Genomic DNA, 18,886 nt, shown 5'->3' on the forward strand with positions numbered 1-18,886 from the left:
TGAAAGACCGCGCATTATGTCATGTTGCGCCTGGCTCTGCCTGCAGCTCGGTGGGTGGGATTCGCGTGGCCCCCCAACTACGATGCAGATAGCCCTTGACGCGCTCCAGCTCCTCCTCGCTGACGGTGGCCAGTTTGCCGCTCTCCAGAGGGTCGTAGTGGTAGATGTATAGCCGTGAGAGAAACTGCTCGAAGGGCAGTGACGCCTCACCGAAGCGCTCGCCGTTGCCAGCCGTGCTGACCTTCAGCCCGTCTCCCCAGTCCTGGCCGCTATCGTTGTTGGGGTTGTAGAAGTAGACGCGCATGACATCGCTGGGGTCGAGCGAGGCGCGCAAAATGGTGATGGCGTGCCAACCGATGAACCGCGCAGCGCTGTCCGTGACCGCAATGCCGGCAGGCTGGGGGTGGATCAGCGGCTGATTACCGTTGTAGAAAGGGTGATAGCTGGCGTAGAAGTGGCGAATGAAGGTGTCGACGTCGTCCAACTGCCCGGTGGCCACGTCCACATTGATGCTGAACCCTCGGCCAGACCACCAGCCGTGAAACTCAGGGTTGACCCAGCGGTGCGGGTCGCCTTCCCGGCCGATGCAGCGTCGGCCCATTTCCGCATAAATGCGATCCAGGTGCGGGACGACGACCAATGACACAGGGTCGAGGTCGAGGGGCAGTTCGCTGGCCAGGCCTGCCACGCTCTCCTGGGAGGAGATGGGCTGGCCTTCGAAATGCATGATGATTTCATCGTCTCGGGCGGCCCAGGTCACCATCTGGAGCAGGTAGTCCGGGTCGTTGTAGGCCCACATCGACAGCGCTCGCGCCGATTGGCAGGTAGGGTTGTTGCCTTGGCCCACACCCAGCGGTAGCCCCAGCATGCACAGCACGCCCTCGATCAAGCGTGCTCTGGGCGATGCCGTATCGCCATACGCCAGCGTCAAGCGCGAAATGGCCCAGTCGGAGAGCGGCAGGCTAAGCTGCCGCCACATGGCGGGAGCCACCGGCGGTTGATAGAGAATCCCGCGCTCCAGCAGTAACGCCAGACCATAGACGGCTTGGGCGGTGGCAGGGTAGACGCCGCTGCGAATCAAGGTGTGCGCCAATTCGCGATAGCACAGCAGGCAGTCGCGCCCCGTGGACGAAAGCCCCAGCGCTTCGGAAAGCAGCTGGTCGGCTTCTTCCAGCAGGAAGCGCAGCAGCACGGCATGGTAGGGCGATACGAGGCCGGTATCGTGCATGGCGCGTGCAAAACCGGTGGACTCCGCTTGAAGCGTCGCGTGGTCCATGCGCTCCAGGCGTGCCTGGTATATCTCGATGCCAGGGTCTTCTCGGCAGGCTTGGGTGGGCCCATAGAGCGAGCTGACCAACCGGTCGGCGCCTTGGCCGCTGGCGCCCAGGTCGATCTCCGGGTTGGCCTGGCACAGCGCGATCTGGGTGATCATCTGCTTGATCGAGTCGACCTGGATGGGCCGCTGCTTGAGAATCCGCCAGATTTCATCGATCAGTTGATCGATGACGTGCTCGTGCCCGACCCGCTCGGCCAGGTGCTGAAACAGCTGGCGTGGAATGGTCGCCAGCCGCCCTTGGGTTTCGCGCTCGGCCTCGCTGGGGGCGTTGAACAGCAGGCCCAAGTTGATGGCCATGACCTGGGTAAGGTAGTGATGGGCGTGTTCTGGCGATACCTGTGGATGCTCGTAGCCTCCCTTGGCTACCGCCAGCAGCCGCAGTTCACTCAGCGTCTCGATCACCACCACATTGGCATCGGCGCTTTTCAATGCAAAGGGCGTCAGGGTCGGGATCAGGTACTGCGGTGTGTCCCAGTCCGAGCCGGCAAACACGCCTGCGGCTTCGAAGCAGGCAGCGCGTGCTTCCAGCGCTGCGCAGCCTCCGCTGAGCATCAGGATGCGCCTGGCGGTGTCCATCACACGGGGTAGCTTGGCCAGCTTGGAGACGGCGGGAGCCTGGGCAAGCAGCGCCACGGCTTCATCGAACTTGCTCAGCAGCCCCTCGAGTTTGCCTTCTTTCCCCTCAGGGGTGGAACGCTGATTGGTCACGCTGACTCCTTATCCCGGCAAGGGGGAGAGTTAAACATAGAAGTCGAGTGCTTCCTGGCGTTTGAGCAGGTCGCGAAGCGTATGAGCATCGTCACCCTTGAAATAGACCAGCCCCCAGTGGGTGCCAAACGCGGTGCGCTTGGTGACGGTCTCTTCGACGGGTGGGGTCAGCTCATGGGACTCGAAGTAGTCATGATCTTCGGTCTCTTCGGGTATCTCCAGGCGGCTGACCACGCGGCGGCGTGGATAGACGCCAAAGCAGCCTGCAAACCCGTTGGCATCGACGATCTCCTTGGGAAAGAACTCGGCCACTTCTTCTGCCGTGGCTTTGGGGTCGAAGACCAGCATCGACGCTTGATAGGCGTTGAAACCATAGACGCGCTCAAGGAGTTCGAACACCTTGAACCCTGGCGGACGATAGGCGACTTCACCAAAGTACATCTCGCCATCGCTGGTGACGAAATACTCCGGATGGATCAGGCCAAACTCGATATCGAAGGCCTTGATCAGTTTTTCGATCTGGGCGGTGATCTGCTGGCGATACTGCTCGAGCTCCGGCGAGGCGGGAACGAACACCGAATAGCCCAGCGTGACGTATTCCGAAATGTTCAGGAAGGCGATCTTGCCATCGTGAATCCACGCTTCCACGGCAAATTCCCAGCCATCGAGGTGCGACTCCATCAGCACGGGAAACTCTTCGTCCGGAATGGTATCCACCTCGTCCGGGGTGCGGATGACGCGGTGCCCCAGGCAGCCCGCCTTGTCGAAGGCCTTCAGGTGGATTGGATCGTTGGGGTCGCCGTCCAGCTTGAGCAGGGTCTGGTTGACCCGCTTCAGAAAACGGATGACATCGTCTCTGTCGTGGGCCTCTTCGAAAATGCCCACGCGGATCCCGCCCAGTTGGGCTCGCCGCTTCATCAGCGCCTTGTCACGCAGGAGCAGGGACTGGCCGTAAAGACGGGGGTTGTCGAGCAGCACGGAGTTGATGGCACCGGCCCATTCGACGGTCTCCTCGAACAGCGGGATGGCGACATCCACGCCTTTTTCCTTGAGGGTTTCGGCAATCTCCATGGAGCGATCGTTTAGGCGCTCGAAGTTCCAGGGAACGTAGGGGATGTCGTGTTTCTGGCAGTGCTCTTCTGCCCAGTCGGGGGCAACCACGATGTAGCGCCGGTCGAATTGCTCGGCTGCTTCGATTGCATTGAGGCTCCAGCCGAGGAGGGCGATATAGCCCTTGTTGGGATCCTTCTGCATGGTGGTGACTCCTGTTGGGTAGATGAATGATCGTGCCAACCACTCACCTCACCATACACGACCCAAGCGACCCGGGGCTAATTAGCACCCACTGAAGGGCGGGAGGGAATTAGTGGGCATTGATGATGTCTGCTAAGGGGCTGCCCTGTGAGTGTGGTAGGCTACCCCGTTGTTGGATACGTTCAAGCGTCAAGAGGAACAGGCCAAGATGGCGGCCAAGCCGATCTACCGTGTGGTGGTTCACCAGCATGGTGAAATTTGGGATTTATACGTAAGAGAGATCTTTCAGAGCGAACTCTGGGGCTTTATTGAAGTCGAGGAGTTTGTCTTTGACGATGCGTCGCGAGTCGTGGTGGATCCAGGAGCGGAAAAACTGCAGCGTACCTTCGAAGGCGTCAAGCGCAGCTACCTGCCGCTCAATGCCATTGTGCGCATTGACGAAGTAGAGCGTGAAGGCCCCTTGAAGGCAGTGAAAAGTGATGCTCGCGTCGCAGAGTTTCCTCGTCCCTTCCCGTTACCGCCCAGGGGGGAAGGGTAAGCGCCCAAGAACGCGCAACGCTATAGCGATACGCAGGCTGGCTTCGTCGGTCAGCTGCGTTTTTATGATCAGGACATGACGTCATGCAAGTAGAGAAATTTCGCAGGAATTGTTACGCCGCCGCCATGGGCGTGCTGTTGAGTGCCAGTGGTCATTCAGCGTTTGCTCAATCCGATAGCCAAGCCTGGGTCAGTGACGAGCTGAGCACCTATGTGCGCAGTGGGCCCACGGATGGCTATCGCATTGTGGGAACTCTGAATGCGGGTGAGCAGGTAGACGTACTGGAAACCAGCGGGAACTACACCCGAGTGCGCAGCAACAGCGGCGATACCGTGTGGGTGCTGAGCAGCGAACTGCAGCAAACGCCTAGTGCTCGTCAGCAGTTGCCTGAGCTTCAGGCGCAGGTGGAAGAGCTGACCCAGGAGCTTGACGGCATCAACGATACCTGGGAGCAGCGGGTCTCTTCGATGACGGAAACTCTGGATGTCCGTGAGCAGCGCATTGCCGAGCTGGAAGCGCGTAATCACGAACTGGACGCCCAATCCGAGCAGGCTCGCCGCCAGGTGCGTGCGCTGCAGGCCCGCCTGGATACCCAGGAAGAGGATCTGTTGATGCGCTACTTCATGTACGGCGGGGGTGTGGCCGGTGCAGGCCTGCTGGTGGGGCTGGTCGTGCCGCACTTGCCGCGTCGCCGCAAGAAACGTGACCGCTGGTTCTAAGCGTCTTGCTGGTCATCATCCATCACGGCCTGACGAGGTAAGTAACATGGACAACCCCTGGCGGTTGCGCTGGCAGGAAGGGCGCATTGGCTTTCATTTGGCGGCAACGCACGCCGCGCTGCCGCAGTACTGGCCCGAGCTGGGGGTGGAGGAGGGCGCCAAGGTCTTGGTGCCGCTGTGCGGCAAGAGCCTGGACATGCGCTGGCTGGCCGAGCAGGGTCATCCGGTGCTGGGCGTCGAGCTGGCCCCGGAAGCCATCGAGCAGTTTCTGGCTCAGCGGGAAGAGGGCGTTTCACGCTACCGCCAGTCAGGTTTCGAGGTGTTTCGTCAGGGGAGTGTCGAGCTTTGGTGCGGGGACTTCTTTCATCTGCATATCAAACAGGCTGCCGAAGTCGGGGCCTTCTATGACCGGGCGGCGTTGATTGCCCTGCCACCCGCCACTCGTGAGCGCTATGCGTTCCATCTGGCACAGCTGATACCGCCTGGTGCCAAGGGATTGCTCGTCGCGCTGACCCATCAGGCAGGCGAAGCAGGGCCGCCCTTCAACGTGCCCGACCAAGAAATAGAGCGCCTGCTGGCGCCCAATTTTCGCGTTGATCGGCTCTCTACGGAGCCCGCCGATGAGCGTGGCCGTCGCGAGAGCCTTTGGGCATTGGAGCGGCGCGGCCCTCGCGTGTGAGTTGACCCAGATCAGCGCGCCAGCAGGCGGCCCAGTTCCGGGTCGCTGAAGGCGCGGTTCAAACCATCGCTCAACAGGTCGTTCAGCATGCGGGTATTGCTGTCTTCACCAGGTTTGATGGCGTAGCCCTGCGTACGGCGTGATGTATAGGTGCCGGTGTAGGTCGTGCCCTGATGCTGCGCGATGGCGCGGAAGACACCCTCGATACGGGCCTCGTCGATGAGCGGCTGGCCGCTATCGCCCCGCAGGTAGGCTAGGCTGGCGAGTTCCAGCGTCAGAGTGGGGCGGCCCTGGGCGGTTTCCCGGGTGGGGTTGAAGCCCATGTCGCGCACCGCACGCTCTGCTTCGGCCTGAAGTTTCGGAATCAATTCATGTCGGTTGACGGTGATTTGCGCCGTCGACATGCTGCCGCCTGCCCGTGTGCCAATGACTTCACTGGGCCGGGCATCCACGGCCACCACGGTCACCTGCTGCCCGGAGCCTACCTGCGGCACGTTGGCCGTGCGGGAAGGGTTCAGCTGCAGGAACTGGGGGCTGGCGCAGCCGGCCAGCAGGGCGGTGGCCAACAGCGCACCGGAAATACGTAAAAAATGACGCCGACGCATACAACTCTCCACACTCTACTTGTTTGGGGCGTAACTTGCTTGGATAGTAACCTGATTGGGTAGTCACTTGCCTGGATAGTAAAAGCCTGTCGTAACAAGGCATTGCTGTCCAGGGTCGGTACAGTATAGCCCTGCTGCGACAGGCGAGGCCAGCGGCTTACGTGACCCGGCTAGGCTGCGGCTGGGGCGCGGTCTCTTCCTTGAAACGATGCCACTGGCGCGGATGCGCAAACAGCCGCTGGCCGCGCTGCAGGTTCAGCCGTTCGAAGTCGGCATGACGCACGGTGGCCAGCCAGGGCTTGGCAAGCCAGTCCGCCTCCAGCTCGACTCGTACTTCGGCCCCCACAGGGGAAAGCGCGGTGACCGTGACAGGCAGGTGGCTTTCCGGGCTGGGTGCTTCAGCCAGGCGCACTTCGTGGGGGCGCAACAGCAGCTCTTCGTCACCGTCTGGCAGGTCTACCTGCAGGCGCGCATCTCCGCAGGTCAGCACACCTTGCTGCACGCTGCCCTCCAGGTGGTTCACGTCACCGAGGAATTCGAACACAAAGCGGTTCTTCGGCGAGCGGTAGAGGGTTTCCGGCGTGTCGATCTGTTCGATACGGCCATTGCTCATCACCACGACGCGATCCGAAAGCTCCAGCGCCTCTTCCTGGTCGTGGGTCACGAATACGCTGGTGAAGTTCAGCTCATCATGAAGGCGACGCAGCCAGCGGCGAAGGTCCTGACGTACCTTGGCGTCCAGCGCGCCGAAGGGCTCGTCCAGCAGCAGCACGTCGGGTTCTACGGCCAGTGCCCTGGCCAGCGACACACGCTGCTGCTGGCCGCCCGAGAGCTGCGCAGGCAGGCGGTTGGCCAAATGCTGGAGCTGAACCATTTCCAGCAGCCGAAATACTCGTGCACGAATCTCGCCGCTGGAGGGGCGACGCTTGCGCGGCATCACGGTCAGGCCAAAGGCCACGTTGTCGTAGACGCTCATATGGCGAAACAGCGCATAGTGCTGAAATACAAAACCGATGCGCCGGTCACGCACGTGCACATGGGTGACATCGCGATCGCCAAACAGAATTTTACCGGGCGTTGGCGTGCGGTCAGCGCTCTCCAGCCCTGCAATGATACGCAGCAGGGTCGTCTTGCCCGACCCGGAGGGGCCCAGCAAGCCGACCAGCTCGCCCTCATGAATGTCCAGGTCGATGGGTTCGAGGGCCTGGGTATTGGCAAAATGCTTGGCAATATTCTCTAAGCGAATACTCATACGAGTGCCTCCCGGCGCGATGCGCGCCATTCCAGGCCTGCCTTGGCCGCAAGGGTTAACAGGGCAATCAGCGCCAGCAAGGCCGCGCTGGCAAATGCCCCCACGGCGTTGTAATCCTGATAGAGCTGTTCGAGGTGCAAGGGCAGCGTATTGGTCTGCCCGCGAATAGCCCCTGAGACCACGGAGACCGCGCCAAATTCACCTACCGCGCGAGCGTTGGTGAGGATGATGCCGTACAGCAGTGCCCAACGGATGTTGGGGAGCGTCACGCGCCAGAACGTGGTCCAGCCTGAGGCGCCTAGGGTCACGGCGGCTTCTTCTTCGCGGGAGCCCTGGGCCTGCATCAATGGAATCAGTTCCCGAGCGACGAAGGGGCAGGTGACGAAGATGGTGACCATCAGAATGCCGGGCCAGGCAAACATGAGCTGAATGTCATGGGTATCCAGCCAGCTGCCGATCCAGCCATTGCGGCCGTAGAGCAGCAGGTAGATCAAACCGGCCACGACTGGCGAAACGGCAAAGGGTATGTCGATCAGGGTTTGCAGAATGCGGCGGCCGGGGAAGCTGAAGCGGGTCACCAGCCAGGCCAGCGCGACGCCAAAGACCAGGCAGACCGGAATGGTCATCAGCGCGATGACCAGCGTCAGGCCGATGGCGTGCAGGGTGAAGGTATTGGTCACGTTGGCCCAGAACACCGCCACGCCCTGAGAAAAGGCCTGAGCAAAAATGGCGACCAGCGGCAGCAGCAGAAACAGCGCCGACAGCAGCAGGGCGCTGACGATCAGTACGCGCCGCACCAGCGGCGCATCCCCTACGCGATGCATTAGCCTTTTCCTCCATGCAAGCGGCGCACGAAGCGCCCCTGCCAGATGTTGATGACCAGCAGCAGTGCCAGCGACACGAAGAGGACCACCGAGGCGATGGCCGAAGCGCCTGCGTAGTCGTACTCCTGAAGCCGAACGAAGATCATCAATGCCGTGATCTCCGTTTCGTAGGGCATGTTGCCCGCGATGAAGATGATCGCCCCGAACTCGCCCAGAGAGCGCACGAACGCCAGCCCCGTACCGGTGACCAGCGCTGGCCACAGGTGGGGCATGATCACCCGGCGAAATGCTACGCTGTCGGTAGCACCCAGCGACATGGCGGCTTCATCGATCTCGGCGGGCAGGTCTTCGAGTACCGGCTGCACGGTGCGCACCACGAAAGGAATACTGGTAAAAGCCATGGCCAGGGCAATGCCGACCCAGGTATAGGCGACTTGAAAGCCTAACGGTTCGAGCAGGCGGCCCATCCAGCCATTGCCGGCATACAGGGTGGCCAAGGTGATGCCCGCCACCGCCGTGGGAAGGGCGAAGGGCAGGTCCATCAGCGCATCCAGCAGACGCTTGCCGGGGAACTCGTAGCGCACCAGCACCCAGGCCAGCAGCAGCCCGAAAACGGCGTTGACCAGCGCGGCCACGGCGGCAGCGCCAATGGTCACGGTGTAGCTGGCCACCACGCGGCCATCGGTGATGATGGCCCAGTACTGGCTGAGGCTGAGCCCCGCCAGTTGGCCAAACAACCCGGTGATGGGCAGCAGCAGTACCAGCGAGATAAACAGCACGCTGATACCCATGGAAAGGCCAAAACCCGGCAGCACGCGTGTGCTGCCGGATCGCCAGAATGCAAGTTGGCTCATGGGGCTCCGTTAGCGACGTTGCAGTTGATCGAGCAGTGCGCCGCCTTCGAAATGGGCTTCCATGGCTTCTTCCCAGCTACCAAACACGTCTTCGACCTGAAGCAGTTCGGTCTCGGGGAACTGGTCGGCAAACTCGGCCACCACGGTCTCGTTATGCACACGGTAGTTGAAGCCCGCCAGCAGGCGCTGAGCCTCTTCGCTGTAGAGGTACTCGAGGTAGCTCTGTGCCAGATCGCTGTTGCCGTTGCGCTCGGCGTTGGGGCCGACCACGGCGACCGGGAATTCGGCCAGGATGCTGACCGGCGGCACGATCACTTCATAATCGTCGCTGCCGTATTCGGTGCGGATATTGTTGACTTCGGACTCGAAGCTGATCAGCACATCGCCAATGCCGCGTTCGATGAAGCTGGTAGTGGCACCACGACCGCCGGTGTCAAATACCGCGACGTTGCGCAGGAAGGTGCGCATGAAGTCCTGAATCTGCTCGTCGTCACCGTCGAAAGCCTGATCGGCGAAGCCCCAGGCGGCCAAATAGGTGTAGCGGCCATTGCCGGAGGTTTTCGGGTTCGGGAAGACCATGCGGACGTCTTCCTGTACCAGGTCGTCCCAGCTCTCGATGCCCTTGGGGTTGCCCTTGCGCACCAGGAACGCGGTGGTGGAATAGTAGGGTGACGCATTGTTGTCGAACGCCTGCTGCCAATCTTCCGCGACCAGGCCTGCATCCGCCAGCGCTTGAACGTCGGTGACTTGATTATAGGTCACTACATCGGCGCGCAGACCCTGCAGAATGGCCCGTGCCTGAGCCGAGGAGCCGCCGTGAGACTGGCTGATGCCGATCTCTTCGCCGTGCTCTTCCTGCCACCAGGCCTGGAACTCAGGGTTGATGGCCGAAAAAAGCTCACGGGCGATATCGTAGGAAGAGTTGAGCAGCTCACGCTCCTGGGCCACGGCGCTGGTGGAGAGCGTCATGCCAGCAACGGCGGTGCCGACGGCAGCGGCCAGCAGGCTGCGGCGCAGTCCATTACGAAGCAGGCTGGTGCGGAGTAGAGTATGGCGTGTCATGGCAGGCTCCTGATAGCAGGGGGCGACATAGTCGCGATGGTGCTAAGGTTAAACCTGTCATTGTGGAATTACAATTGTGTTTTATATTCTATTTGTGAATATATGAGGAAGGTTAGGCAATGATACATGCCTTTCATGCCGCCTAAGGGCATCATCCTTGCGTGGGGCTGGGCGCGGCGCTCTGGTAAGATAGCGCGATACCGTTAATCCGCGCTAAGGACCCCATGATGAGCACTGCCCAGGATTTCTTGATTGCCCCTTCCATTTTGTCGGCCAACTTCGCCCGTTTGGGGGAAGAGGTAGACAACGTTCTGGCCGCCGGTGCAGACGTGGTGCACTTCGATGTCATGGACAACCACTACGTGCCCAACCTGACCATTGGCCCAATGGTCTGCAAGGCGCTGCGCCAGCATGGCGTGACCGCGCCCATCGATGTGCACCTGATGGTCAAGCCGGTGGATCGCATGATCAGTGATTTCATCGACGCGGGCGCGAGCTACATCACCTTTCACCCCGAAGCCTCCGAGCATATCGATCGCTCTTTGCAGCTGATCCGCGATGGCGGCTGCAAGGCCGGGCTGGTTTTCAACCCGGCAACGCCGCTTTCCTATCTCGATTACGTGATGGACAAAGTGGATATGGTGCTGCTGATGAGCGTCAACCCGGGCTTTGGTGGGCAGTCGTTCATCCCGACGACCCTCGACAAGCTGCGCGAGGCGCGGGCAAGGATCGATGCTTCGGGCTTGCCGATCCGCCTGGAGATCGATGGGGGCGTCAAGGTGGATAACATCGCCGAGATTGCCGCTGCCGGTGCCGATACATTCGTGGCTGGCTCGGCCATTTTCAATGCGCACCAAGCCAGCGACCCCCACGGATACGATAGCGTCATTCAGCAGATGCGAGCTGCGTTGGCCAGCGTCCGCTGATCGAGGCAGGCGCTCAATGTAACTTCATGCGTGGCTTGAGGTAGCGGTTCAGTTTATCTACCAGCCAGGCAAGACCCGTCTTTGGCGCGCCATGTATCGACAGCTGATGCATACGATACAAGGAAGCATACGCCTGGCGCGCCAGCCAGCCCTCCAGAAACAGCCCGCGAGAAGCGGAGCTGCGCATCAGGTTGCCCACCGCATCGTAGCGTGCCAGCGATACCAGTGAGCCGTGGTCACGGTAGTGAAACGCGGCCAGGGGTTTCTGTTCCAGGCAATTGATCATGTTCTTCGCCAGTACCTTGGCCTGCTGATGGGCGGCCTGGGCGCGGGGCGGCACGGTGGCATCCTCGCCTTGTGGGCAGCTGGCGCAGTCGCCCAGAGCAAAAATGGCAGGGTCATCGACGCTTTGCAGGGTTTGGTGCACGGCGACCTGATGGCGCTTGTTGGTAGTGAGCCCCAGCTCGCTGAGGAACTCGGGCGCCTTGATGCCCGCGGCCCAGACGTTCAGGTCGGTATCGATGACTTCGCCATCGTTGGTGACCAGATGATACTCCTTCGCTTCCTGAATGGCCGTGTTGACGTGCACGGTGACGCCCAGGCTTTCCAGCTCCTGCTGTACGGTGCCGCTGATGCGTTCGGACAAACCCGGCAGCAGGCGCGGCGCGGCCTCGATCAAGTGTACGCTGATGGATTGGTGGTCCACCGCCGTCACCCCGTAGGCGTTCAACAGACGTGAGGCATCCAGCAGCTCCGCCGACAGCTCTACCCCTGTGGCGCCACCGCCGACGATACCGATGGTGAGCTGGGTATGTTGGCGCAGCGATGGGTCGGTGTAACGCAGGAAGGTGTTGATCATGTCCCGTTGGAACGCCTTGGCCTGTTGGGGCGAATCGATGAAGTGGCAGTGCTCGGCCACGCCCTGAGTGCCAAAGTCGTTGGAAACGCTGCCCAGTGCCAGCACCAGGTAGTCATAGGTGATCTGCCGAGCGGGCAGCACTTCTTCGCCCTCTTCATCGACGATGGCCGCCAGGTGAATCACCTTCTGTTCACGATCCAGCCCGCTCAGCGAGCCCCGCTGGTAGCGGTAGTGATGGGCGGTGGAGTGGCCACGATAGTCCACTTCGTCCATGCTCGAGTTCAACACGCCGGTAGCCAGCTCATGGAGCAGCGGTTTCCAGACATGGGTGGCGTTACGGTCCAGCAGCACGATCTCGGCGCGTTTTTTCTTGCCCAGCGTGTGCCCCAGCTTGGTGGCGAGGGCCAGGCCTCCGGCGCCGCCGCCCACAATCACGATTCGGGGAGTGGCCATTACTCTCTCCTTGGCTAATATAGCCTCAGCATAGAAGCTTCCACGCGGTATGGGTAATCGCAGGCCGATAAGATGATAAAATTGATCGAGATTATCGCGTCCAGTGCCATGACCAAGGAGCCCGTGTGCATACCATTCTGCAGCAGAAGCAACTTATCGCCTTCGACCTCGATGGCACCTTGATCGATTCCGTGCCCGACCTGGCCGTGGCCGTACAGCAATCCATGCGGGAGATGGCGCTGCCGCTGCCCGAAGAGCAGCAGGTGCGCCACTGGGTAGGCAACGGTGCACAGGTGTTGGTGGAGCGCGCACTCAGTTGGGCGACTTCGTCAGCGCCGGAGCCGGGGCTTGTCGAGGCTGCGCTGGCGGCGTTCATGCGCCATTATGCGGCGGCGCCCAACGCACGCACCGTGCTGTACCCGCACGTGGCGCAAGCGCTGCAGCAGTTGCATGACGCAGGCTTCACGCTGGCACTCATTACCAACAAGCCCGAGCGCTTCATTGCGCCCATTCTGGAGCATTTCGAACTGCTGGCGCTGTTTGCCCACTGCGTGGGTGGCGACTCGCTGCCAGAGAAAAAGCCCAGCCCCGCACCGCTGCTACATATCGCACGTTTGTTGGACGTTGCGCCGAGTGCCTGCGTGATGGTCGGAGACTCACGCCACGATATCGAGGCCGGCAAAGCGGCGGGTTTTGCCACGGTGGCGCTGCCTTACGGCTACAATCACGGCGACCCCATCGAACAGAGCCAGCCGGATGTGCTGATCGAGTCCTTGGCTGAGCTGATCGGCTCTGACGCTTAGGCGTCAGTGATCGGCGCGGGCGCCCCCCAGCGCCTCATGAAGCAGCTCGGCGTTGTGCAGCAGCAAGGCAGGGTAATTGTAGGCAGGGCCATCGGCCTCGCTGAGCGTATCGATGTAGAGCGGGCCTGCCAGCGCCAGGCCTGACTCTCTCGCCAAGGCGTCCATGTGAATGTCGGGCACCGTGCTTTCATAAAAGAGCGCAGGCGGACGCTGCTCGGTGAGGTGCTTGCTCATGGTCTCCATGGCCGATGCGCTGCCCTGGGTTTCGCTATTGAGGCCCCAGATGGCGCTGTACTCGAACTCGTAGGCGCGGGCAAAGTAGCCCATCGAGGCTTCGCTGGTGATGAGGGTGCGGTTGGTCTGCGGGATGCCCTGCAGCCGCTCTCGTACCTGCTGGTCCAGCGCCAGCAGGGCTTCCCTGGCTTCAGCGGCGCGTTGCTGGAAGGCGTCGGCCTTGTGCGGGTAGTGCTCACTCAGCGTTTCGGCAATCACATCGAGGTAGGCGGCAGCGCCCTTGGGGTCCATCCACATATGCGGGTCGGGGTTGCCCTTGTACTGGCCCATGGGAATGGTCAGCGGCGACATGGCCGCGTTCTCCGCCAGAGCAGTCAGTGTCAGTGTGTCATCCGCCATGGCCTGTACATGGCGCAGCCAGGGCTCCAGGCCATAGCCGTTGTAAAACACGATATCGGCCTCTTCCAGGGCCAGCACGTTGGGGGGCGTCAGTTCCCAGCGGTGAACATCCTCACCGGGCGGTACGATGGTCACGATGCGCACGTCACTGCCTGCCACGCGTTTCACCAGGTCTTCGATGATCGAGAACGATGCAATCACGTTGATGGTGGCGGTCGCGAAGGCGGGAGGGGCAGCAAGCAGTGCCAAGAGTAACAGCGTGATCGTCCCAGGGAATCGCCTATCCATGTCACGCTCCTAACCCGTTAAAAAAACAGCAGATCATAAAGAGTGTTGGGCAGTGTTGCCAGTGTCGGCCACTTCCTATGCAGGGTAGTCGATGAACGCTGCCCCGCCTATTCATCGAGTGGCAGGGGTGTCCTGTCGCCCTGGCATTAGTCACCGGTAGCCACTGCAAGTAGGCCTTTGGTTGGGGTATCATGCCAGGCACGTAGTTCTATGGGTGTCATGGAGTAAGTGGGACGATGGCGAAGGCAATGCAACGGGTATTGATGGTCGATAATTACGATAGCTTCACCTTCAACATCGTCCAGTACCTGGGTGAGCTGAATGCCGATGTGATGACCTACCGCAACGATGAGATCACGTTGGCGCAAATGGAAGCGCTGGCGCCTACCCATCTGGTGATTTCGCCGGGGCCATGTACCCCGAATGAGGCGGGCGTCTCGCTGGCTGCCATCGAACACTTCGCGGGCCGACTGCCCATTCTGGGGGTTTGTCTGGGTCATCAGGCCATCGGGCAGGTATACGGTGGTAAGGTGGTGCGCGCTCCTCAGGTGATGCACGGCAAGACGTCTGCGGTGGTACATGGTGGAGCCGGGGTGTTTGACGGTCTGGAAAATCCGCTGGAAGTCACGCGCTACCACTCGCTGGTGGTCGACCAGCACAGCTTGCCCGACTGCCTGGAAGTCACCGCCTGGACCGCAGAGAGTGACGTGACGCCGGGGCTCATCATGGGGTTTCGTCACCGCACCCTGGACGTCGAGGGCGTGCAGTTTCATCCGGAGTCGATACTCACGCGCCAGGGCCATGCGTTATTGGCCAATTTCTTGCGACGCGGCTGATCGCCAAATTCATACGCTTTAGGGGCTTATCTGCTCATGCAAATGCGAGACGCAATTAACGCGGTGATGCGCCGCGAAGACCTCTCTTTCGATGCCATGCACGCGTTGATGCGCCAGATCATGACCGGCGAGGCCTCCGATGCACAAATTGGCGGCCTGTTGGTGGGGCTGGCCATGAAGGGTGAGAGCGCCGAGGAGATCAGCGCCGCCGCCCAGGTGATGCGCGACCTGATGAAGCGCGTCACGCTGCATGCCGATAACGTGGTGGATATCGTCGGCACCGGCGGTGACGGCGCCAATCTGTTCAATGTCTCCACGGCGGCCAGTTTTGTGGCGGCTGCAGCCGGTGCCCATGTGGCCAAGCACGGTAATCGCAGCGTTTCCTCGTCATCTGGCAGTGCGGACCTGTTCGATATCGCGGGCATCTACCTTGATTTGAAGCCGGAGCAAGTGGCGCGCTGTATCGAGCAGGTGGGGGTCGGCTTCATGTTTGCCCCCAACCACCATCCGGCCATGCGCTATGCGATTGGGCCGCGTCGTGAAATGGGCGTGCGCACGCTGTTCAATATTCTTGGCCCGTTGACCAACCCGGCCGGTGCGCCCAATCAGGTGCTGGGCGTGTATTCCGCCGAACTGGTGCCGCTGATGGCCGAAGTGCTGCGCAAACTGGGCAGTCGCCACGTGATGGTCGTCCACTCCGATGATGGCCTGGACGAAATCTCCCTGGCAGCCCCCACCCAGGTGGCCGAGCTGAAAGAGGGCGAGATCACCCGCTACACCATTACCCCCGAAGCGCTGGGCATCGAGCGCCAGAGCCTGGCGGCGCTGAAAGCCACCAGTGCCGAAGATAGCCTGCGGCTAGTAAAGGCTGCCCTGAGTGGCGAAGGCGCAGCGGCAGATATCGTGGCCCTGAACGCCGGTGCCGCGCTCTACTGTGCCGGCATAGCCGACAGCTTGAAAGAGGGCGTGATGGTGGCCCAGGATGCGCAGGCCTCCAAATTGCCCCTCGAAAAGCTCAGAGAGCTTTCGCACTTCACCAGTGTTTTCAAAGGATGATCAATGCCATGACAGAGCAGGCTACTCCCACCATTCTCACGCGCATTCTGGCTCGCAAGGACCAGGAGGTCGCCGAGCGCCAGCAGGCGGTTTCCGAACAGGACCTGTTGGCACTGGCGGGTCAGCAGAGCGCGCCGCGCGGCTTCATCGAGGCGTTGAATCAGCGCATCCAGGCGGGTGACCCTGCGGTGATTGCCGAAGTGAAGAAGGCGTCCCCCTCCAAGGGAGTCATGCGCGAGAAGTTCCACCCTGCCGACATCGCCCGCAGCTATGCCCAGGGCGGCGCCGCTTGTCTGTCGGTGCTCACGGATGCCGACTTTTTTCAGGGCCACGAAGATTATCTGATCGCCGCGCGGGATGCCTGCGAACTGCCGGTCATTCGCAAGGACTTCATTACCCACGGCTATCAGGTGACGGAAGCGCGAGCCATTGGCGCAGACTGTATCCTGCTGATCGTGGCGGCGCTGGACGATGCGAAGCTTCGGGACCTGCATCAGCAGGCCAACGCCATGGGCATGGACGTGCTGGTCGAAGTGCACGATGCCGATGAACTCGAGCGTGCTCTGGCGCTGAATCTCAAGCTGGTCGGCATCAATAACCGCAACCTGCATACCTTCGATACCAGCCTGGATACCACACTGGACCTGCTGACGCGCATTCCGGACAGCGTCACCGTGATCACCGAATCGGGGATTCATTCCCGTGACGATGTGGAGCGCATGCGTGATCACGACGTCAACGGTTTTCTGGTAGGGGAAGCCTTCATGCGTGAAGAGGACCCGGGCCTTGCATTGAAGCGTCTGTTCTTCTGATCCTGGGGGTCGAACAAGCGCTGCGGGAAGCGGTTTTCAGGAGAGCTGCCGATGTTTCAGCGTCGCCTGCTGGTGGCACTGCTGGTGTTGATCGTGCTGACCCTCGCTCAGGGCGGCGTGGCCGTGTGGGCCATCGACGGCGCCCGGCAGAAGGTAGAGCTGGGCAGGCTTTCCAGTGACCTTCACGCGGGTTTTCTGGCGTTTTCCGACAGCAAGAACCAGCTGCGTACCTGGCTGGCCAACGCTCAACAGGGCGGCCAGCCTGCCGACGTGCAAGAGCGCGATTTCATTCTTCACGAGATGCACTCCCATCTTGAGCGTCTGCATATCAACAGCGACCGCCTGGCGGCCAGGATGCAGCCCTCCAGTGAGCTGACGGCTGCGCTGGTCGAGGAGCGCCAGGCGGCGCTGGCGACCTTCGATAAACTGTTTCACGCCCTTGAGCGGGCAGTACTGGCGACCTCCATGATCCCGGCTGCGGAGCAGTTCGAACTGGTCGACAGCCAGGGCCTGCGCATGGTGCTCTACGATGCGCTGGCCCGGGAGCGCACGCTGCTGGCACAACAGCGCAGCGACGCCGACCACTCTCTGCAGCAGCTGATCACCCTGGCGATTGGCGCCACGCTCACCTTGATGCTGACCATCATGGCCGTGTTCGGCTATTTTGCCCGCGCCCTGCAGCGGCCCATCCTCGAGCTGGTAAATGGTGCCCAGGCGTTTCAGCGCGGTGATCTTGCCCATCGGCTGGATGAGCGCATGAGCGATGAGTTCGGCCATGTCGCTACCCGCATGAACCTCATGGCAGACGAGCTTCGACAACATCGCCAGACAGAGCAGGACCGCCAGCAGCACCTGGAAGACCTAGTGGCGGTGCGTACCCGGGAGCTGGCCACGGCGCTGGATAGCTTGCGCCAGCTGGGTCAGCAGCGCCAGCAGCTGCTGGAGGATATCAGCCACGAGCTGCGCACCCCCACCACGTCGATTCGTGGGGAAGCCGAGATCACCCTGCGCGGCGGCATGCGCAGCGAAGCCGAGTACCGCCAGGCCCTGGAGCGAATCGCCACCGATGCCAAGCGGCTTTCGGACGTGATCAGCGACCTGCTGACCATGGCGCGCAGCGATATCGTCGAGTGGCAGGTGAAACGCCAGCTGCTGGACCCTGCCGTGCCGCTGGCCGATGCCATGGAGCAGGCTTCGACGTTAGGAAGATTGCGTGGTATTGCCCTCCAAGGAGACGTCACTGCCCAGGCCACGGTGCTGGGAGACCCTCAGCGGTTACAGCAGATATTCGGTATTTTGCTGGATAACGCCGTGCACTATTCCCACGCGGGGGGCATGGTGGAAGTGAGCGCTACCACTGAGGTGCTGCAAGGCAAGCAAGTGTGGGCATTGCGGGTGCGTGATGATGGTATCGGGGTGGCGGAAGACGAGCTTCCGCGGCTGTTCGAGCGCGGCTACCGCGGCGTGAAGGCGCGTTCGCACCGCCCCGATGGGCAAGGCGTCGGGCTGGCCATTGCCATGCTGTTGACGCGTTTACATGGAGGTACGCTCAGCCTGGGGGCAGCCCCTGCAGGCGGCTGTGAGGCGCTGCTGCAACTGCCGGTGCACGCCCAGGCTGGCCCCGCGCTGAGCGTCATGAGGTAATCAGGATGCATATAGTCGTCATCGAAGATGACCCCAGGATTCGCGACTTCTTGAGCAGAGGCTTGGCGGCCGAAGGTTATCAGGTAGAAGCGTTCAGTGAAGGGCAGGTGGCGCTGCTGCACCTCGTGCAGTGTGCCCGGGAGCCTGATCGGCAGCCGGTGGTCATTCTGGATCGGCTGTTGCCGGACATTACCGGCACCGATATCTGTCGCAGTTTGCGCACGGCGGGGGTGGCGTTTCCCATCCTGATGCTGACCGCGCTGGACAGCATCGAGGACCGTGTCTCGGGCCTGGAGTCCGGGGCCGACGACTATCTGGTCAAGCCGTTTGCCTTCGAGGAGCTGCTGGCGCGCATTGCCGCCCTGCAGCGCCGTTCGTGGGGCCATCCGGCTAGCCAGGAAGTGAACGAGCTGCGGGTGGGCGACCTGTGCCTGAACCGTGAGCAGCGTAGCGTGACCCGGGGTGGCCAGCGGATCGAGCTGACCCCCAAGGAACTGGCAATCCTCGAACTGCTGATGAGCACGCCCGGCAAGCTGTACAGCCGAGAGCGCATTCTGGCCAGCGTATGGGGAGCCCACGAAGATCCGCTGACCAATATCGTCAATGTCTACATCCGTCGGCTGCGAAGCAAGCTGGACGTGCACGGCGCCGGGGAGTCGTTGATCACGACCCAGCGTGGTTTTGGGTACCGTCTGGACCCCGCGCCCTCCCCGTGACAACGTGGTTATTCACCTTGTATTAATCT

At 61.6% G+C, this 18,886-nt stretch carries 19 protein-coding genes; 10 read left to right on the top strand and 9 right to left on the bottom strand.

Annotated elements, in window-relative coordinates; genetic code table 11:
* Nucleotides 1–19: 19 nt before the first annotated feature.
* Entirely contained in the window at nucleotides 20–2,044 is a 2,025-nt protein-coding gene (locus FEU76_RS13860) for a hypothetical protein (RefSeq protein ID WP_144983768.1), read from the bottom strand.
* 30 nt (nucleotides 2,045–2,074) lie between these two features.
* Nucleotides 2,075–3,298 carry an ATP-grasp domain-containing protein gene (locus FEU76_RS13865; protein WP_144983771.1) on the bottom strand — a complete coding sequence of 408 codons (1,224 nt, stop codon included), beginning with the start codon at nucleotides 3,296–3,298 and terminating at the stop codon, nucleotides 2,075–2,077.
* 208 nt (nucleotides 3,299–3,506) lie between these two features.
* Here FEU76_RS13865 and FEU76_RS13870 point away from each other — a divergent pair, with 208 nt between their 5' ends.
* From FEU76_RS13870 to FEU76_RS13880, 3 genes are all read left to right on the top strand, one after another.
* On the top strand, nucleotides 3,507–3,836 hold the full coding sequence (locus FEU76_RS13870) for a DUF1820 family protein (RefSeq protein WP_144983894.1): 330 nt from the start codon (nucleotides 3,507–3,509) through the stop codon (nucleotides 3,834–3,836).
* 83 nt (nucleotides 3,837–3,919) lie between these two features.
* Nucleotides 3,920–4,555: a TIGR04211 family SH3 domain-containing protein gene (locus FEU76_RS13875; protein WP_039181012.1), complete on the top strand. Its 636-nt coding sequence runs from the start codon at nucleotides 3,920–3,922 to the stop codon at nucleotides 4,553–4,555.
* 46 nt (nucleotides 4,556–4,601) lie between these two features.
* Nucleotides 4,602–5,234: a thiopurine S-methyltransferase gene (locus FEU76_RS13880; RefSeq protein WP_144983774.1), complete on the top strand. Its 633-nt coding sequence runs from the start codon at nucleotides 4,602–4,604 to the stop codon at nucleotides 5,232–5,234.
* A gap of 11 nt (nucleotides 5,235–5,245) precedes the next feature.
* On the opposite strand, the gene FEU76_RS13885 is transcribed toward FEU76_RS13880, so the two are convergent.
* The 5 genes from FEU76_RS13885 to cysP all read right to left on the bottom strand — a co-directional run bounded on the left by FEU76_RS13885 (nucleotide 5,246) and on the right by cysP (nucleotide 9,831).
* Nucleotides 5,246–5,839, bottom strand: coding sequence for a YajG family lipoprotein (locus FEU76_RS13885; protein WP_016914402.1), 594 nt, complete (start codon nucleotides 5,837–5,839; stop codon nucleotides 5,246–5,248).
* 157 nt (nucleotides 5,840–5,996) lie between these two features.
* Nucleotides 5,997–7,091: a sulfate/molybdate ABC transporter ATP-binding protein gene (locus FEU76_RS13890; RefSeq protein WP_096922664.1), complete on the bottom strand. Its 1,095-nt coding sequence runs from the start codon at nucleotides 7,089–7,091 to the stop codon at nucleotides 5,997–5,999.
* A complete protein-coding gene (cysW, locus tag FEU76_RS13895; RefSeq protein ID WP_016914400.1) occupies nucleotides 7,088–7,915 on the bottom strand; it encodes a sulfate ABC transporter permease subunit CysW in 828 nt (275 codons plus the stop codon). The genes FEU76_RS13890 and cysW overlap by 4 nt, the downstream gene beginning before the upstream one ends.
* Nucleotides 7,915–8,769, bottom strand: a complete 855-nt coding sequence (cysT, locus tag FEU76_RS13900) for a sulfate ABC transporter permease subunit CysT (RefSeq protein WP_081137609.1) — start codon at nucleotides 8,767–8,769, stop codon at nucleotides 7,915–7,917. The genes cysW and cysT overlap by 1 nt, the downstream gene beginning before the upstream one ends.
* Before the next feature lie 9 nt (nucleotides 8,770–8,778).
* Nucleotides 8,779–9,831: a thiosulfate ABC transporter substrate-binding protein CysP gene (gene cysP / locus FEU76_RS13905; protein ID WP_052196450.1), complete on the bottom strand. Its 1,053-nt coding sequence runs from the start codon at nucleotides 9,829–9,831 to the stop codon at nucleotides 8,779–8,781.
* A gap of 227 nt (nucleotides 9,832–10,058) precedes the next feature.
* On the opposite strand from cysP, the gene rpe reads away from it, so the two are divergent.
* Complete coding sequence (gene rpe / locus FEU76_RS13910) at nucleotides 10,059–10,757, top strand: ribulose-phosphate 3-epimerase (RefSeq protein ID WP_016914397.1); 699 nt, start codon at nucleotides 10,059–10,061, stop codon at nucleotides 10,755–10,757.
* Between the two features lie 13 nt (nucleotides 10,758–10,770).
* Here rpe and FEU76_RS13915 read toward each other — a convergent pair whose 3' ends face one another.
* Nucleotides 10,771–12,069, bottom strand: coding sequence for an NAD(P)/FAD-dependent oxidoreductase (locus FEU76_RS13915; protein WP_144983777.1), 1,299 nt, complete (start codon nucleotides 12,067–12,069; stop codon nucleotides 10,771–10,773).
* Between the two features lie 125 nt (nucleotides 12,070–12,194).
* Here FEU76_RS13915 and FEU76_RS13920 point away from each other — a divergent pair, with 125 nt between their 5' ends.
* Nucleotides 12,195–12,872 (top strand): phosphoglycolate phosphatase, encoded by a 678-nt coding sequence (locus tag FEU76_RS13920; protein WP_144983780.1) that lies wholly within the window; start codon nucleotides 12,195–12,197, stop codon nucleotides 12,870–12,872.
* 3 nt (nucleotides 12,873–12,875) lie between these two features.
* Here the strand turns inward: FEU76_RS13920 and FEU76_RS13925 are convergent, their stop codons facing one another.
* Entirely contained in the window at nucleotides 12,876–13,793 is a 918-nt protein-coding gene (locus FEU76_RS13925; protein ID WP_144983783.1) for a metal ABC transporter solute-binding protein, Zn/Mn family, read from the bottom strand.
* A gap of 236 nt (nucleotides 13,794–14,029) precedes the next feature.
* Here FEU76_RS13925 and FEU76_RS13930 point away from each other — a divergent pair, with 236 nt between their 5' ends.
* From FEU76_RS13930 to FEU76_RS13950, 5 genes are read left to right on the top strand one after another with little or no spacing between them, the layout of a single operon-like run.
* Nucleotides 14,030–14,629 carry an anthranilate synthase component II gene (locus FEU76_RS13930; protein ID WP_186299151.1) on the top strand — a complete coding sequence of 200 codons (600 nt, stop codon included), beginning with the start codon at nucleotides 14,030–14,032 and terminating at the stop codon, nucleotides 14,627–14,629.
* Between the two features lie 36 nt (nucleotides 14,630–14,665).
* Nucleotides 14,666–15,685 carry an anthranilate phosphoribosyltransferase gene (gene trpD / locus FEU76_RS13935; RefSeq protein ID WP_039180987.1) on the top strand — a complete coding sequence of 340 codons (1,020 nt, stop codon included), beginning with the start codon at nucleotides 14,666–14,668 and terminating at the stop codon, nucleotides 15,683–15,685.
* Nucleotides 15,686–15,693: 8 nt separating this feature from the next.
* Nucleotides 15,694–16,497, top strand: coding sequence for an indole-3-glycerol phosphate synthase TrpC (trpC, locus tag FEU76_RS13940; protein ID WP_144983786.1), 804 nt, complete (start codon nucleotides 15,694–15,696; stop codon nucleotides 16,495–16,497).
* Between the two features lie 51 nt (nucleotides 16,498–16,548).
* Nucleotides 16,549–18,141 (top strand): sensor histidine kinase, encoded by a 1,593-nt coding sequence (locus tag FEU76_RS13945; protein WP_144983789.1) that lies wholly within the window; start codon nucleotides 16,549–16,551, stop codon nucleotides 18,139–18,141.
* A 5-nt stretch (nucleotides 18,142–18,146) separates the two neighbouring features.
* Nucleotides 18,147–18,857 carry a response regulator transcription factor gene (locus tag FEU76_RS13950; RefSeq protein WP_039180981.1) on the top strand — a complete coding sequence of 237 codons (711 nt, stop codon included), beginning with the start codon at nucleotides 18,147–18,149 and terminating at the stop codon, nucleotides 18,855–18,857.
* The last annotated feature ends 29 nt before the right edge of the window (nucleotides 18,858–18,886 follow it).

Source organism: Halomonas sp. C22, assembly GCF_007655045.1.
In the GTDB taxonomy this organism is placed as follows: Bacteria; Pseudomonadota; Gammaproteobacteria; order Pseudomonadales; family Halomonadaceae; genus Vreelandella; species Vreelandella hamiltonii.

Bases quoted from the DNA above. Each gene is read 5' to 3' on its own strand.
- cysT (WP_081137609.1), bottom strand. From the start codon at position 8,769: ATGAGCCAACTTGCATTCTGGCGATCCGGCAGCACACGCGTGCTGCCG.
- FEU76_RS13885 (WP_016914402.1), bottom strand. From the start codon at position 5,839: ATGCGTCGGCGTCATTTTTTACGTATTTCCGGTGCGCTGTTGGCCACC.
- trpC (WP_144983786.1), top strand. From the start codon at position 15,694: ATGACAGAGCAGGCTACTCCCACCATTCTCACGCGCATTCTGGCTCGC.
- FEU76_RS13915 (WP_144983777.1), bottom strand. From the start codon at position 12,069: ATGGCCACTCCCCGAATCGTGATTGTGGGCGGCGGCGCCGGAGGCCTG.
- FEU76_RS13880 (WP_144983774.1), top strand. From the start codon at position 4,602: ATGGACAACCCCTGGCGGTTGCGCTGGCAGGAAGGGCGCATTGGCTTT.
- FEU76_RS13925 (WP_144983783.1), bottom strand. From the start codon at position 13,793: ATGGATAGGCGATTCCCTGGGACGATCACGCTGTTACTCTTGGCACTG.
- trpD (WP_039180987.1), top strand. From the start codon at position 14,666: ATGCAAATGCGAGACGCAATTAACGCGGTGATGCGCCGCGAAGACCTC.
- rpe (WP_016914397.1), top strand. From the start codon at position 10,059: ATGAGCACTGCCCAGGATTTCTTGATTGCCCCTTCCATTTTGTCGGCC.
- FEU76_RS13945 (WP_144983789.1), top strand. From the start codon at position 16,549: ATGTTTCAGCGTCGCCTGCTGGTGGCACTGCTGGTGTTGATCGTGCTG.
- cysP (WP_052196450.1), bottom strand. From the start codon at position 9,831: ATGACACGCCATACTCTACTCCGCACCAGCCTGCTTCGTAATGGACTG.
- cysW (WP_016914400.1), bottom strand. From the start codon at position 7,915: ATGCATCGCGTAGGGGATGCGCCGCTGGTGCGGCGCGTACTGATCGTC.
- FEU76_RS13870 (WP_144983894.1), top strand. From the start codon at position 3,507: ATGGCGGCCAAGCCGATCTACCGTGTGGTGGTTCACCAGCATGGTGAA.
- FEU76_RS13865 (WP_144983771.1), bottom strand. From the start codon at position 3,298: ATGCAGAAGGATCCCAACAAGGGCTATATCGCCCTCCTCGGCTGGAGC.
- FEU76_RS13950 (WP_039180981.1), top strand. From the start codon at position 18,147: ATGCATATAGTCGTCATCGAAGATGACCCCAGGATTCGCGACTTCTTG.
- FEU76_RS13875 (WP_039181012.1), top strand. From the start codon at position 3,920: ATGCAAGTAGAGAAATTTCGCAGGAATTGTTACGCCGCCGCCATGGGC.
- FEU76_RS13890 (WP_096922664.1), bottom strand. From the start codon at position 7,091: ATGAGTATTCGCTTAGAGAATATTGCCAAGCATTTTGCCAATACCCAG.
- FEU76_RS13930 (WP_186299151.1), top strand. From the start codon at position 14,030: ATGGCGAAGGCAATGCAACGGGTATTGATGGTCGATAATTACGATAGC.